This is a genomic window from Rhizobium sp. A37_96 (assembly GCF_053521765.1).
On sequence record NZ_JBNWDS010000001.1, the window covers coordinates 536,136 to 550,297 of the forward strand.

Sequence of the window (14,162 nt, forward strand, 5' to 3'; positions counted from 1 at the left end):
AGAGCCAAGAGGTTCGCCTCCCCTCGGACATGTCGTGCCCCAAAACTTATGAAAACAGGAAAGAGATTTTTTACGGTCGCAACCATTGGTCTAAAAAAATCCGGCGAACGCACGCCTACGTTCTTTAAATACGGCCGACTTACATCTAATTATTTCGTCGAGCCCATATTCTTTACGTTGCAATCTTTGCTCATGTGAACGACCGCGCCTGCTTGTTTTGCGGCGAGCAGACTTGTGCGGGCAACGTGCGAAATATCCGGCTGCGAAAGCGTAAGGCGCAGGGGGTTTTATGAAGCGATCGATGAGTGTGTCGCTGCTGCTCATGGGAACAGCGGCATTGGCGAGCTGCGACCAGAGAGAGGATACGGTTCAAATATACAAGGATGTCGACGCCTGCATCGCGGGCGAAGCATTTTCGGCCGACGAATGTCGATCCCAGTTTGCCGCCGCCGAGACGGAGCGCGAGCAGAACGCACCCGCCTATGAAACGATCGCGAACTGTGAAAAGGATTATGGTACCGACAAGTGCCAACCGACAACTGCTGCCCATCAAGCGGGTACGGGGCACTTTATTCCGCTGCTGGCCGGCTATCTGGTTGGCAGCGCCGCCAGAACGCTTGACACGAAAGCGCTTTACCAACCGCGTGGGAGCAGCGACCTTCGAACGGCGACAGGGCGCAGCCTTGCAAACGGGATGCTTCTTGGAAAGACAAGCTACGCCGCAAAGAAGAAAGATGACGATACACAGGCGTCATCTTCGGGCGGCGGCGGTGGCGGCGCCCATGGTTCATGGGGATCATCGTCGGAGCGTTCGACGCGCTCGGTCGGCGCTGTAGAACGTGGCGGCTGGGGGTTTCGCGGCTTCCATCTTTTGGGCTAGCGGGCAAGCAGATGAAACGGGTTGTTATGAACGAGCGACCGGATTGGAAAGCCGATGCCGAGAGCTGCGGCTTCACTATCCATTCCATGTACGGCCAACGCTATTGGGACGAGCGGAACGCCTACGTCTTCACCCTCGAGGAGGTGGAGACAAAACTCGAAGATCCCACCGCTGCCTTGCTGGAAATGTGCTATGCGGCGGTCGAAAGGATATCCTTGGACGGCGAACTGATGCGTCGCATGGCAATTCCTCCGGTCTATCACGATGCCGTATTGCGCTCCTGGCGTAACCGCGAGCACGATCTCTACGGCCGATTCGATCTCTCCTATGATGGAAACGGTCCGGCAAAGCTGCTCGAATTCAATGCCGACACCCCTACCAGCCTGTTCGAAAGTGCAGTCTTTCAATGGCGCTGGCTGGAAGACATGAAGCAACGAGGCGAGCTTCCGCCCTCGGCGGATCAGTTCAATTCCGTGCATGAGCGGCTGGTGGATGCCATACGAGTCCTTGCCGGGCCGTCGCAGCGCATCCACTTCGCCGGCATGTTGGAATCCGAGGAAGACCTCGTGACTTTGAACTATCTTGTCGATTGCGCCGTGCAGGCCGGCTGCAAGACGAAGCTGATCGCCATGCCCGATATTGGTGTCGATGACAAACATTGGCTGATCGATCTCGAGGACGAGCGGATCGACTGCATATTCAAGCTTTATCCGCTTGAAGATATGGTACGCGAGCCCTTCGGTCGCCATCTGCCGATGACACCGACGCGAATAATCGAGCCACTTTGGAAACTGGCCCTATCCAATAAGGGACTGCTGCCTGTGCTATGGGAAATGTTCCCCGGCCACGAGAATCTACTGCCCGCCTATTTCGAGGACGATCCAAACATCAGCGATCTTGGGGATCGCTATGTTCGCAAACCCTTGCTATCCCGGGAAGGCGCCAACGTGACTCTCGTCAACCACGAAGCTGGCGCCGGCACGTATCATGTCGAAGGGCCCTACGGCGAAGAAGGTTATGTGCGGCAGGCATTGCACCTCCTCCCGCGTTTCGGCGACGATTGGACGGTCATCGGATCCTGGATCGTCGCCGGTCAGCCGGCGGGTATAGGCATTCGCGAGGACGATACGCCCGTCACACGAGATACCTCGCGTTTCGTACCCCATTATATAGAGGGCTATTAATTCCCAGCTGTAACGTGAGCTTCACTTTCGGCGAATTCATCGAGCCATGAAGAGCGTAAACCGAATTCCTGTCGATTCCCCCATTTATGGGGTTCCGTTTGCAAATACATTTGCCTATAAGCCGCTTCTAGCCTGAAAATATTGCCCATAGCGCCCCGGCCGGTGATCTCCCACCCTGGCCGGTTTTTGGCGCAACGAAAAAATGGATGAGAGCCCATGCCGAAGCGCCAAGATATCAAGTCGATCCTCATTATCGGTGCAGGACCGATTGTTATCGGGCAAGCATGCGAATTCGACTATTCCGGCACGCAGGCCTGCAAGGCGCTGAAGGAGGAAGGCTACCGCGTCATCCTCGTCAACTCCAATCCGGCAACGATCATGACCGACCCGGGCTTGGCGGATGCGACCTATGTCGAGCCGATCACGCCCGAGGTCGTCGCCAAGATCATCGCCAAGGAGCGCCCGGACGCGCTGTTGCCGACCATGGGCGGCCAGACCGCACTCAACACCGCGCTTTCGCTGAAGCGCATGGGTGTGCTCGACCGTTATAATGTCGAAATGATCGGCGCGAAGCCCGCTGCCATCGACATGGCCGAAGACCGGGCCCTCTTCCGCGAAGCCATGGCCCGCATCGGCCTCGAGACGCCGCGCTCCATGCTGGCGAACGCCACCGACATCAAGGATGCCGACCGCAAGACGCATGAGGCCGAACGCAGCAAGCTGAAGGCCCAGCTTTCGGGCGCCGAACTCGACAAGGCCCTCGACGCGCTGGAAAACCAGTGGAACCTCGGTGAAAGCGATCGCAAGCAGCGTTATATGAGCCATGCCATGGCGATTGCCGCCCAGGCGATCGATCATGTCGGCCTGCCTGCCATCATTCGCCCGTCCTTTACCCTCGGCGGCACCGGCGGCGGCATCGCCTACAACCGCTCGGAATTCTTCGAAATCGTCGGCGGCGGCCTCGATGCCTCGCCGACGACCGAAGTGCTGGTCGAAGAATCGGTGCTCGGCTGGAAGGAATTCGAGATGGAAGTCGTCCGCGACACGGCGGACAACTGCATCATCATCTGCTCGATCGAAAACATCGACCCGATGGGCGTCCATACCGGCGACTCGATCACCGTTGCCCCTGCCCTGACGCTGACGGACAAAGAATACCAGATCATGCGTAACGCCTCGATCGCGGTCCTGCGTGAGATCGGCGTCGAAACCGGCGGCTCGAACGTGCAGTTCGCGGTCAATCCGAAGGATGGCCGTCTCGTCGTCATCGAAATGAACCCGCGCGTCTCGCGCTCCTCGGCTCTGGCATCGAAGGCGACCGGCTTCCCGATCGCCAAGATCGCGGCCAAGCTCGCCGTCGGCTACACGCTGGACGAATTGGAAAACGACATCACCGGCGGCGCGACGCCCGCTTCGTTCGAGCCTTCGATCGACTATGTCGTCACCAAGATCCCGCGCTTCGCCTTCGAGAAGTTCCCCGGCGCCTCGCCGGTTCTGACCACGGCCATGAAGTCGGTCGGCGAAGTCATGGCGATCGGCCGCACCTTTGCCGAATCGCTGCAGAAGGCGCTGCGCGGTCTTGAAACCGGCCTGACGGGCCTCGACGAGATCGAAATCCCCGGCACAGAAGAGGGAGAAGGAAACCGCAACGCCATCCGCGCAGCCATCGGCACCCCGACGCCGGACCGCCTGCGCATGGTCGCCCAGGCACTGCGCCTCGGCCTGACGCCGGAAGAAGTACACGAAGGCTGCAAGATCGACCCCTGGTTCATCGCGCAGTTCAAGAACATCGTCGATATGGAAGCCCGCATCCGCGAGCATGGCCTGCCTCAGGATGAGGCCAACCTGCGCATGCTGAAGTCCATGGGCTTCTCCGACGCGCGTCTGGCGACCTTGACCGGCAAGCGTCCGAAGGAAGTGGCGGAGCTGCGCAACAGCCTCAACGTTCGCCCGGTCTTCAAGCGCATCGACACCTGCGCGGCCGAGTTCGCCTCGCCGACGGCCTATATGTATTCGACCTACGAGACCCCTTTCGTCGGCGCCGCCCGCTCCGAAGCACAGGTTTCCGACCGCAAGAAGGTCGTCATCCTCGGCGGCGGCCCGAACCGCATCGGCCAGGGCATCGAGTTCGACTATTGCTGCTGCCACGCCGCCTTCGCGCTGAAGGATGCCGGCTATGAAGCGATCATGATCAACTGCAACCCGGAAACGGTTTCGACCGACTACGATACGTCGGATCGTCTCTACTTCGAACCGCTGACGGCCGAAGACGTCATTGAAATCCTCAAGGCCGAGCAGGCAAACGGCGAAGTCGTCGGCGTCATCGTCCAGTTCGGCGGCCAGACACCGCTGAAGCTTGCCGAAGCGCTCGAAAAGAACGGCATTCCGATCCTTGGCACAGCGCCGGACGCGATCGATCTCGCCGAAGATCGCGACCGCTTCCAGAAACTACTGATGAAGCTCGATCTGAACCAGCCGAACAACGGCATCGCCTATTCGGTCGAGCAGGCCCGCCTCGTCGCCTCCGAAATCGGCTTCCCGCTGGTCGTGCGCCCGTCCTACGTTCTCGGCGGCCGCGCCATGCAGATCCTGCATTCGGAAGGCCAGCTCCAGACCTACCTGCTCGACACCGTTCCCGAACTGGTACCGGAAGACATCAAGCAGCGCTATCCGAACGACAAGACCGGCCAGATCAACACGCTGCTCGGCAAGAACCCGCTCCTGTTCGACAGCTATCTTGCGAACGCCATCGAAGTCGACGTCGATTGCCTGTCCGACGGCACCGATGTCTATGTCGCCGGCATCATGGAGCATATCGAAGAGGCCGGCATCCATTCCGGCGACTCGGCCTGCTCGTTGCCGCCGCGCACGCTCTCACCTGCCATGATCGACGAGTTGGAGCGCCAGGCGAAGGCCATGGCCAAGGCATTGAACGTCGGCGGCCTGATGAACGTCCAGTTCGCCATCAAGGACGGCACCGTCTACGTGCTCGAAGTCAACCCGCGCGCCTCGCGCACGGTGCCCTTCGTCGCCAAGACCATCGGCGCGCCGATCGCCAAGATCGCCGCCCGCGTCATGGCCGGCGAGAAGCTGGATGCGACCTTTGCCGCCTATGGCGAAAAGCCCGATCCGCGCAAACTGAAGCATATCGCCGTCAAGGAAGCCGTCTTCCCCTTCGCCCGCTTCCCCGGCGTCGATACCCTGCTCGGACCGGAAATGCGCTCGACGGGCGAAGTCATCGGCCTGGACACGGATTTTGCGCTGGCCTTTGCCAAGTCGCAGCTCGGCGCCGGCGTCGAATTGCCGCGTGACGGGACCGTCTTCGTCTCCGTTCGCGACGACGACAAGCCGCGCGTCCTGCCTGCTATCCGCATGCTGGTGGAATTGGGCTTCAAGGTGCTCGCCACCGGCGGAACCCAGCGCTTCCTTGCCGAAAACGGCATCGAGGCCACCAAGATCAACAAGGTGCTGGAAGGCCGCCCGCACATCGAGGACGCCATCCGCAACCGCCAGGTCCAGCTCGTTATCAACACGACCGACAGCAACAAGGCGATCTCGGATTCCAAGTCGCTTCGCCGCGCGACGCTGATGCAGAAGGTGCCCTACTATACCACCATGGCCGGAGCCGAAGCCGCAGCCATGGCGATCAAGGCACTGAAGGCCGGAAACCTCGAGGTCCAGCCGCTGCAGAGCTATTTCTGACAGGTGGAATTCGCCGGGACGGATGTGAGAAACGATAGCCGGCTCACATTCATCCCGGCTTCGTCCGGCCGATGTGACGTTGATAAAAGACGCCTCTTCGCCGGTCGCGGCGAATGGGCTTCGGTATGGATGAGGCAGGAACGGCATTCCTTAAAGCATCGAATTTTCTGGAAATCGGCTGTCGCAATCTGCTATAGATGCAAAAGTTATGGCTCTACTGGTTCCGAAGTACCGCTTCGGAACCTGTTTTCTTTTGTGTGTGCGGAAGAGCAGCGCAGGGAGTGAAGGACAAGGCAAATGGTTGAAAAGGTACCGATGACACAGAACGGGTTCGTCAAGCTGCAGGAAGAACTGCGCTGGCGTCAGCAGGAAGAGCGCCCGCGAATCATCGAGGCAATTGCGGAAGCACGCGCCCATGGCGATCTGTCCGAAAATGCCGAGTACCACGCTGCCAAGGAAGCACAGAGCCACAACGAAGGCCGTATCAGCGAACTCGAAGATCTGACCGCGCGTGCGGAAGTCATCGACCTCACCAAGATGTCCGGCTCGAAGATCAAGTTCGGCGCGAAGGTGAAGCTCGTCGATGAAGACACCGAGGAAGAGAAGGTCTATCAGATCGTCGGCGATCAGGAAGCCGACGTGAAGGCAGGCCGCATCTCCATCTCCTCGCCGATCGCCCGTGCGCTGATCGGCAAGGAAGTCGGCGATTCCATCGAGGTCAATGCACCCGGCGGCGCCAAGGGCTACGAAATCCTCTCCATTACCTGGGGCTGATCGCCCGTGCGCGATCGCGATTCAGCGCATGCAAGCGATCTCGCTGAGATCGAAATCATAGCAACGAATTTCAAACGCCGGCTTTCCGGCGTTACCTCCACGATCGTGCAATTGATCCCCAAACAGGTCGAGCTGGGCTATCATGTCGCCACGCTCGGCCCCGGCCTGCCCGAGGAACTGCCAAGGCTCGGCTGGCTCAGACTGCCAGGCCTCTGGATGCGGCCGCGCCGCTATCGCGTACGCATCTGGCATGCCCGCCGCAACAACGAAATGCTTGTGGGCCTGTTGCTGCGCTCCATTCTGCGCATGCCTCTCAAGCTGGTTTTCACCTCGGCTGCCCAGCGCCGCCACACCGGCTATACGCGCTGGCTCATCCGCCGCATGGATGCAATCATCGCGACCAGCACCCGTTCGGGCAGTTTTCTCCAGGTGCCGCACACCGTCATTCAGCACGGCGTCGATCTCAACCGCTTTCATCCACCCGAAAAGCCCGACGACCGCATGGCCGCGACCGGACTGCCCGGCACCTATCTGATCGGCTGCTTCGGCCGCGTCCGACACCAGAAGGGCACCGACCTTTTCGTCAAGGCGATGATCGAGCTTCTGCCGCGCTATCCGGACTGGACGGCAGTGGTCTGCGGCCGCGTCACGGCCGAACATCGCGGCTTCGGTGACGAGTTGGAGAAGATGGTGGCAGCCGCAGGCCTTGCCGACCGCATCCGCTTCATGGGCGAAGTCGATGACATCAAGCCCTGGTATCGCCGCGCCACCCTCTACGTTGCCCCTTCCCGCAACGAAGGCTTCGGCCTGACGCCGCTTGAGGCCATGGCCTCCCGCACGGCGGTCGTCGCCTCGGATGCCGGCGCTTATGCCGAGATGATCGTTCTGGGCGAGACCGGCGCCGTCGTGCCCGCGGGCGATGGCGAGGCTCTGACCAAGGCAATCGCCTTCTATCTGGCCAATCCGGAGGAGGCGCTTCGCCATGGCGAGAATGGCGTGCGCCATGTGCGCAGCGAATTCGCGCTGGAAAAGGAAGCGACCGCTATCGGCGACGTTTACAAGCGCCTGCTCGTCGCCAACAAATAAGCGGCCGATCAGCGACCGATGTCGATATGATTGCGTTCGATGAAATCGATCATCGAACGATCGTCGACCATGTCTTCCTCGATGCTCTTGACGACCGACAGGACCTTGTCCCGATATTTCGTCGCATTGCTATCGTAGACCCATCCCCGCGCCAGCTTCTCCATCAGCTCCTGCCGGGATTTCGTATAATAGTGGTTGAGCTGCAGGAAACGGTTCGAGTAGAATTCGGGGGACTTCCGCGCCCGCCGCGTAAACCGCTTGCCGGCGTCATTGGCGGTGAGATCGCCGTAAGCACGCGTCTGGAATTGATGCACGCTGACCTCGGTCACTTCGCAAGGATCGACGATGCATTTGAAATTGCTGACACTTTCCTTTGTTGTCATCGGATCGGCGCCACGCATCGTATAGTTCAGGGTCAGGGGCCCATCAGGCGGCGTCTCATGGCCGCCGGTCGCGAACATATGCCAGGGCAGTGACACATTCGGAAAATCTCCGACCGCTTCCAACGCCTGCTCGACGGTCGCCGCTTCCTTCGGCAGCAGGAATTCGTCGACATCGATGAACGCCATCCACCGATAGTCACCGCCGAAGTTCAGGATGGCATGTGCGAAAGTGATGACCTGGCCGTTCAGCATTGCCGATGTCGCCGCGTCGCGCATGCGCCCGGCCCAGGGAATGATCGTCAGCGCGTCTTCATTCAGCAGGCTGCGAAGAATTGTGCACGTCTCGTCCAAGGAGCCGTTGTCATAGATATAGAAGTGACGAATGCCGACTGCCTGGTGGAAGCGGACCCATTCCTCGATGTAGCGAGCCTCGTTCTTGACGCAGGCGGCAATGGCGATGCCGTGGCGCCCTGCCCGTGGCTCGGGCGGATCGATGGCCAGTTTCTTGGCATCGGACGCTTTCGGTTTCAGCCAGCGCATGAGCTTCATTCCTGCAACCTCACTTCAAACCTGCCGGCGCGGATCCCCGCCGCCCTCCGGCAAGCGTCACGCCTTCGCGGCGAACCTGTCGTCATAGCCGAAATCATATTTCAAGAGCGCCGAGACCGGAGAATAGTTGACGAAGGAGATGCCACGCTCGGCGGCAATCTCACGGGCAAGCACAAGATGCTCGATGATGCGGCCCTCGGCTCGCGCAATGCCGGAAAAGGCGGTATCGCCGCCGGTCTCATAGAAGCGAGGCTCGCCGGCATTGGAAATATCGATCCCCAGAAAGCCGATCTCACGCTGCGCGCAATAAAGGGCAAATTGCAGGGCCGACACGGCGACGGATCCACCCAGGAAAACGCCACGATCCGGTGAGAGCGAAAAACCAGCCGACCCTTCGGCATCCAGACGCACATATTGCAGCTTTTTGAGATCGTCGAGCGAACGGCGGCGAGCGCCGTACGGCTTGCGAATGTCGTCGATCAGAATGATCGTCTTGTCCGCCAGCCAGCTCTTGTCGATCTCGCAAAGCGCGCGCAGCACCGAGATGGAGAACAGGCAGAGCGAACCGGGCCCGATCTTCTTGCGCATCATGCCGATATGCCGCCAGACGAAGCGCTCGTCCTCGATGGCGATGGCCAGCGGCTCGTCGATCTGGTTGCCGATCGTTCCGATGGCACCGTTCAGGAGAATGGCGCTTCCGGGTTCCAGCCCCCTCAGGTCGCAATCGCGAATCGATGGCCCCGAGCCGACGATATAGATCGTGTCGCCGGAGCGCTCCCGCAGCCGGTCCATGCCGGCAAGACTCGCGACTTTGACCCCGCGATAGTGCACCTCGCTGATATTCTGGCTGCGAACGATGCTGAGCCCCGGGAACCAGTCCTGTACATGAGCCAGCGAACCGCCCAGGAAAAGGCGCACGCCGGATTTGATCAGCGACCTGTGCCAGGGGCGATCCGCCATCCGCCTAGAGCTCCACCAGACCGAGCTTCTTGACCTGTCGAATGGTCAGCATGGTGCGCACGGTGTCGACATGCTCGTTCGCGGTCAGAACTTCGATGACGAAATCCTGGAAGCGGGTGAGATTTTCCGCAACGCAGTGCAGCAGGAAATCGCTGTCGCCCGAGACCATCCACGCCTGCCGCACCAACGGCCAGGCAGAAGTGGCACTGGCGAAAGCCTTGAGATTGGCCTCGGACTGATGCTTGAGGCCAACCATGCAGAACGCCACGAGATCGAAGCCCAGCTTCGGGCTGTTCAGCATGGCGTGATAACCTTCGATGACGCCGGCCTCCTCCAGCTTGCGCACCCGGCGCAGGCATGGCGGCGCGGAAATGCCCACCCGGTCCGCGAGCTCGACGTTGGTCATCCGTCCGTCTCGCTGGAGTTCCCGCAGAATCTTGATATCGATGGCATCGAGCTCAGCGCGAAGCACTTTTATTGCCTTTCTTTAATTCCCCCTCGCCAGCTTCTATATAAGGCACGGAAATACGCAAGAAAGTTTCTCCTGCGTAACCGATTCTTACACAAAGCAGATTTGCTCTGTTGGTAATGCAAGGCTGCCCTTGAATAAATGCATAAGGCAATCATAAATGAAGCGGCTGATCGCGAAATCGCCTGCTTTGCGCGTTTGAAGCCGCGGTTTCCCAATCGCCGAAATTGAAAGGACTGACTATGCCTGCCCGCCACACGAAGGTGCTCATCATCGGCTCCGGCCCAGCCGGCTATACCGCCGCGGTTTATGCCGCGCGAGCGATGCTACAGCCCGTTCTGATCGCTGGTCTGGAACAGGGCGGCCAGTTGATGATCACGACGGATGTCGAGAATTATCCGGGCTTTGCCGATCCGATCCAGGGCCCGTGGCTGATGGAGCAGATGCTGCTGCAGGCCCAGCATGTCGGCGCCGAAATCGTCAACGACCTCGTAACCGAGGTCGACACCAGCCAGCGTCCTTTCGTCGCCCGCACCGATAGCGGCCAGGTATGGACCGCCGACACCCTCATTATTGCCACGGGCGCCAAGGCCAAATGGCTGGGCATCGAGAGCGAGCAGCACTTCCAGGGCTTCGGCGTATCCGCTTGCGCCACCTGCGATGGCTTCTTCTATCGCAACAAGGATGTGATCGTGGTCGGCGGCGGCAACAGCGCCGTCGAGGAAGCGCTCTATCTCTCCAACATCGTCAAGTCGGTGACGGTCGTTCATCGCCGCGATTCCTTCCGCGCCGAAAAAATCCTGCAGGAGCGCCTTTTCGCCAAGGCAAACGTCAAGATTCTCTGGAATACCGAAGTCGCCGAAATCACCGGCGCGTCGGCCAAGCCGCCGATGCCGCCGTCCGTGACAGGCGCGCGCCTGCGCGATGTGCGCACCGGCGCCGTCACCGAAACGACGATCGACGGCGTATTCGTCGCGATCGGTCATGCTCCGGCGACCGAACTCTTCAAGGGCAAGTTGAAACTCAAGGACAATGGCTATCTCTGGACCGCTCCCGATTCGACCGCGACCAGCGTCGAAGGCATCTATGCCGCCGGTGACGTGACCGACGATACGTTCCGACAGGCGATCACGGCGGCGGGGATGGGCTGCATGGCGGCGCTTGAGGCGGAACGCTACTTGACAGGGCACATGCCCGTCGCCGTGGCTGCGGAGTGATGCAGCCGATGAGGGGAAACGGCATGCCATTGGATTGGGACAAGCTGCGTATTTTTCACGCGGCTGCCGAAGCGGGTTCGTTCACGCATGCGGCGGATAAACTGCATCTGTCCCAATCCGCAATCAGCCGACAGGTCAGCGCGCTTGAGCAGGACGTCGGGATAAAGCTCTTCCATCGCCACGCGCGCGGCCTCATCCTGACCGAACAGGGTGAGCTGCTCTACCGCACCGCACACGACGTTCTGCTGAAGCTCGAAACGGTCAAGATGCAACTGACCGAGACGACCGACAAGCCGAGCGGCAAGCTGCGCGTGACGACGACGGTCGGCCTCGGCCAGGGCTGGCTGACCGACAAGATCCAGGAGTTCCTGCAGCTCTATCCCGATATGCAGATCCAGCTCATCCTCGACAACGAGGAGCTGGATGTGAACATGCGCCATGCCGATTGCGCCATCCGTCTGCGCCAGCCGCAACAGTCGGACCTGATCCAGCGCAAGCTTTTCACCGTGCACATGCACGTCTATGCGGCCCCCTCCTACATCAACCGCTACGGCGAGCCGCAGTCGGTGGAGGATCTGGACAATCATCGCATCATCAGCTTTGGCGAACCGGCACCGAACTACCTGCTCGACGTCAACTGGCTGGAAATCGCCGGCCGGTCCTCCGATAACAAGCGCCTGCCGCATCTGCAGATCAACAGCCAGACGTCGATCAAGCGCGCCTGCCTGCTCGGCATCGGCATCGCGGTGCTGCCGGACTATATCGTCGGCCGCGACCCGGGCCTCATTCAGCTCGCGATCAATGCCGACGTCCCGTCCTTCGACACCTATTTCTGCTATCCCGACGAAATGAAAAACGCAGCTAAGCTCAAGGTTTTTCGTGATTTTATCGTGACGAAAGCTCGTAACTGGAATTTCTAGCGAACGTAAGTCACTGATAACGAACCTTTTTTACGACTAATATATCAGCCGCGCGTATTATGCATAGCTGATATGCACAAAATAGAGTTGAAGCCTGCACATTTAACTACCATATCGCACATAGCTGATGCACACGGTGGCTTTTCCTCCCAGTTCCACCGCATTGGCTGTTCCCCTCTGGAGGTTTTTGACCTTCATACCTATAGGGCCCTGGTTTACTCCGGCGGCCCTTTTTTTTGCCTTTTTGACGCCGGCGTCGCAAACGCATAACTGCCATGCACAAAAAAGCATTGCGCACTGCACAAATTAGCATCATAACGCACACAGCTGATGCACACGGTGGCTTTTCCTCCCAGTTCCACCGCATTGGCTGTTCCCCTCTGGAGGTTTTGACCTTCACACCTATAAGGGCCCTGGTTCATTCCGGTGGCCCTCTTTTTTTGCCCAATTTCTAAGCATTCGCATTGGCTGCCTTGCAAAAATAATCTTTCGCAGCACCCTTGATATATCGAGACGCGTCGATACATAAATCGAAATTATTCGATATTGACGCAGTGAACATCATGGACAAGAACGAGATACTGAAGGCGCTGGCTCATCCAGGCAGGCTCGAGATACTCAGCCACCTCAAAGATCCCCAGGCTCATTTTCCGACACAGGAGCATCCGCTCGAGCTCGGTGTCTGTGCCAGCCAGTTCGAACGCTGCGGCCTGTCGCAATCCACGGTCTCGGCACATCTGGGCACGCTGCACCGGGCCGGCCTGGTGACGACGCGGCGCCTTGGTCAATGGATCTTCTACAAGCGCAACGAGGAAACCATCGCGGAATTCCTCGACGCCCTGCAAAAGGAACTCTGAACATGCCTCTTGCGCTTCTCGTTCTCGCTCTCAGCTCCTTCGCGATCGGCACGACCGAATTCGTCATCATGGGGCTGCTGCCTGAAGTCGCCTCCGATCTCGGCGCCACCATTCCGCAAGCCGGCTGGCTGGTCACCGGCTATGCGCTGGCCGTTGCGGTCGGCGCACCGATCATGGCTGTCTCGACCGCCCATTTGCGCCGCCGCTCGGCGCTCATCATGCTGATGGGCTTCTTCATTCTCGGCAATCTTCTTTGCGCCATTGCCCCGAACTACTGGGTGTTGATGATCGCCCGTATCGTCACCGCACTTTGCCACGGCGCCTTCTTCGGCATCGGCTCGGTCGTCGCGGCGAGCCTGGTGCCGGAAGACCGCAAGGCACGCGCCGTCGCCCTGATGTTTACCGGCCTGACGCTCGCAAACGTGCTCGGCGTTCCCCTCGGCACGGCATTCGGCCAGGCCTTCGGCTGGCGGGCGCCGTTCTGGGTCGTCACGCTTCTTGGTGCCGCCTCGATCGCCGGCCTCGCCGCGGTGCTGCCAAAGAGCGAGGAGGCTCGCCAGAGCAGTCTCGGCCGCGAAATCGCGGCTCTGCGCGGCCTCAGTCTCTGGCTGGCACTGCTGACGACCGTGTTCTTCTCGGCCGCCATGTTCGCGCTCTTCACCTACATCGCCCCCATGCTGCGCGACGTGACGGGTGTCTCGCCTGAAGCCGTGACCTGGACGCTGCTGTCGATCGGCGTCGGCCTGACGATCGGCAACCTGATCGGCGGCAAGCTGGCAGACTGGCGGCTCGGCACCACGCTTGCCGGCGTCTTCCTGGCGATCGCGGTAACATCGGCGATCTTCAGCGTGACCATTCATTCCTTCATCGGTGCGGAAATCACGCTTTTCCTCTGGGCCGTCGCCGCTTTTGCCGCCGTGCCGGCTCTGCAGATCAACGTCGTTGCTTTCGGAAAGGACGCACCCAACCTCGTCTCGACCATCAACATCGGCGCCTTCAACACCGGCAATGCGCTCGGTGCCTGGATCGGCGGCGTTGTCATCGACGAAGGCTTCTCCCTGACGCAGGTGCCGCTCGCCGGCTCGGCCATGGCGATCCTGGGTTTCCTGACCGTTTTGCTGACCTTCTCCACCATGCGCCCAAAGGGCGAGGCTCTCGCCTCGTCCTGATCCTTCTCTCTT

12 protein-coding genes are annotated in these 14,162 nt (G+C 60.0%); 9 read left to right on the forward strand and 3 right to left on the reverse strand.

What is annotated here, in order from left to right:
- Positions 1-301 precede the first annotated feature (301 nt).
- The 5 genes from ACQZ6J_RS02595 to ACQZ6J_RS02615 all read left to right on the forward strand — a co-directional run bounded on the left by ACQZ6J_RS02595 (position 302) and on the right by ACQZ6J_RS02615 (position 7,626).
- Positions 302-880 carry a DUF1190 domain-containing protein gene (locus ACQZ6J_RS02595; protein WP_449081744.1) on the forward strand — a complete coding sequence of 193 codons (579 nt, stop codon included), beginning with the start codon at positions 302-304 and terminating at the stop codon, positions 878-880.
- 11 nt (positions 881-891) lie between these two features.
- Entirely contained in the window at positions 892-2,064 is a 1,173-nt protein-coding gene (locus ACQZ6J_RS02600) for a glutathionylspermidine synthase family protein (RefSeq protein WP_449081746.1), read from the forward strand.
- 216 nt (positions 2,065-2,280) lie between these two features.
- Positions 2,281-5,766, forward strand: coding sequence for a carbamoyl-phosphate synthase large subunit (gene carB, locus ACQZ6J_RS02605; protein WP_449081748.1), 3,486 nt, complete (start codon positions 2,281-2,283; stop codon positions 5,764-5,766).
- A 297-nt stretch (positions 5,767-6,063) separates the two neighbouring features.
- Entirely contained in the window at positions 6,064-6,540 is a 477-nt protein-coding gene (gene greA / locus ACQZ6J_RS02610; protein ID WP_163987862.1) for a transcription elongation factor GreA, read from the forward strand.
- Between the two features lie 6 nt (positions 6,541-6,546).
- Positions 6,547-7,626, forward strand: a complete 1,080-nt coding sequence (locus tag ACQZ6J_RS02615; RefSeq protein WP_449081751.1) for a glycosyltransferase family 4 protein — start codon at positions 6,547-6,549, stop codon at positions 7,624-7,626.
- 8 nt (positions 7,627-7,634) lie between these two features.
- Here ACQZ6J_RS02615 and ACQZ6J_RS02620 read toward each other — a convergent pair whose 3' ends face one another.
- The 3 genes from ACQZ6J_RS02620 to ACQZ6J_RS02630 form a co-directional block, all read right to left on the reverse strand.
- Entirely contained in the window at positions 7,635-8,549 is a 915-nt protein-coding gene (locus ACQZ6J_RS02620; RefSeq protein WP_449081753.1) for a glycosyltransferase family 92 protein, read from the reverse strand.
- Positions 8,550-8,615: 66 nt separating this feature from the next.
- On the reverse strand, positions 8,616-9,518 hold the full coding sequence (locus ACQZ6J_RS02625) for a glycosyl transferase (protein ID WP_449081755.1): 903 nt from the start codon (positions 9,516-9,518) through the stop codon (positions 8,616-8,618).
- Positions 9,519-9,522: 4 nt separating this feature from the next.
- Entirely contained in the window at positions 9,523-9,990 is a 468-nt protein-coding gene (locus ACQZ6J_RS02630) for an Lrp/AsnC family transcriptional regulator (RefSeq protein ID WP_015340578.1), read from the reverse strand.
- Positions 9,991-10,229: 239 nt separating this feature from the next.
- On the opposite strand from ACQZ6J_RS02630, the gene trxB reads away from it, so the two are divergent.
- The 4 genes from trxB (at position 10,230) to ACQZ6J_RS02650 (ending at position 14,150) form a co-directional block, all read left to right on the forward strand.
- Positions 10,230-11,204 carry a thioredoxin-disulfide reductase gene (trxB, locus tag ACQZ6J_RS02635; protein ID WP_449081757.1) on the forward strand — a complete coding sequence of 325 codons (975 nt, stop codon included), beginning with the start codon at positions 10,230-10,232 and terminating at the stop codon, positions 11,202-11,204.
- 23 nt (positions 11,205-11,227) lie between these two features.
- Complete coding sequence (locus ACQZ6J_RS02640; protein ID WP_163987867.1) at positions 11,228-12,124, forward strand: LysR family transcriptional regulator VtlR; 897 nt, start codon at positions 11,228-11,230, stop codon at positions 12,122-12,124.
- Between the two features lie 563 nt (positions 12,125-12,687).
- The gene (locus tag ACQZ6J_RS02645) at positions 12,688-12,981 is read left to right on the forward strand and encodes an ArsR/SmtB family transcription factor (RefSeq protein ID WP_163988098.1); all 294 of its coding nucleotides are present in this window, start codon (positions 12,688-12,690) and stop codon (positions 12,979-12,981) included.
- Positions 12,982-12,983: 2 nt separating this feature from the next.
- Positions 12,984-14,150 (forward strand): MFS transporter, encoded by a 1,167-nt coding sequence (locus ACQZ6J_RS02650; protein ID WP_449081760.1) that lies wholly within the window; start codon positions 12,984-12,986, stop codon positions 14,148-14,150.
- Positions 14,151-14,162 lie beyond the last annotated feature (12 nt).

Coding starts and splice junctions, on each gene's coding strand:
- carB (WP_449081748.1), top strand. CDS start 2,281: ATGCCGAAGCGCCAAGATATCAAGTCGATCCTCATTATCGGTGCAGGA.
- ACQZ6J_RS02645 (WP_163988098.1), top strand. CDS start 12,688: ATGGACAAGAACGAGATACTGAAGGCGCTGGCTCATCCAGGCAGGCTC.
- ACQZ6J_RS02600 (WP_449081746.1), top strand. CDS start 892: ATGAAACGGGTTGTTATGAACGAGCGACCGGATTGGAAAGCCGATGCC.
- ACQZ6J_RS02620 (WP_449081753.1), bottom strand. CDS start 8,549: ATGCGCTGGCTGAAACCGAAAGCGTCCGATGCCAAGAAACTGGCCATC.
- ACQZ6J_RS02640 (WP_163987867.1), top strand. CDS start 11,228: ATGCCATTGGATTGGGACAAGCTGCGTATTTTTCACGCGGCTGCCGAA.
- greA (WP_163987862.1), top strand. CDS start 6,064: ATGGTTGAAAAGGTACCGATGACACAGAACGGGTTCGTCAAGCTGCAG.
- ACQZ6J_RS02625 (WP_449081755.1), bottom strand. CDS start 9,518: ATGGCGGATCGCCCCTGGCACAGGTCGCTGATCAAATCCGGCGTGCGC.
- ACQZ6J_RS02650 (WP_449081760.1), top strand. CDS start 12,984: ATGCCTCTTGCGCTTCTCGTTCTCGCTCTCAGCTCCTTCGCGATCGGC.
- trxB (WP_449081757.1), top strand. CDS start 10,230: ATGCCTGCCCGCCACACGAAGGTGCTCATCATCGGCTCCGGCCCAGCC.
- ACQZ6J_RS02595 (WP_449081744.1), top strand. CDS start 302: ATGAGTGTGTCGCTGCTGCTCATGGGAACAGCGGCATTGGCGAGCTGC.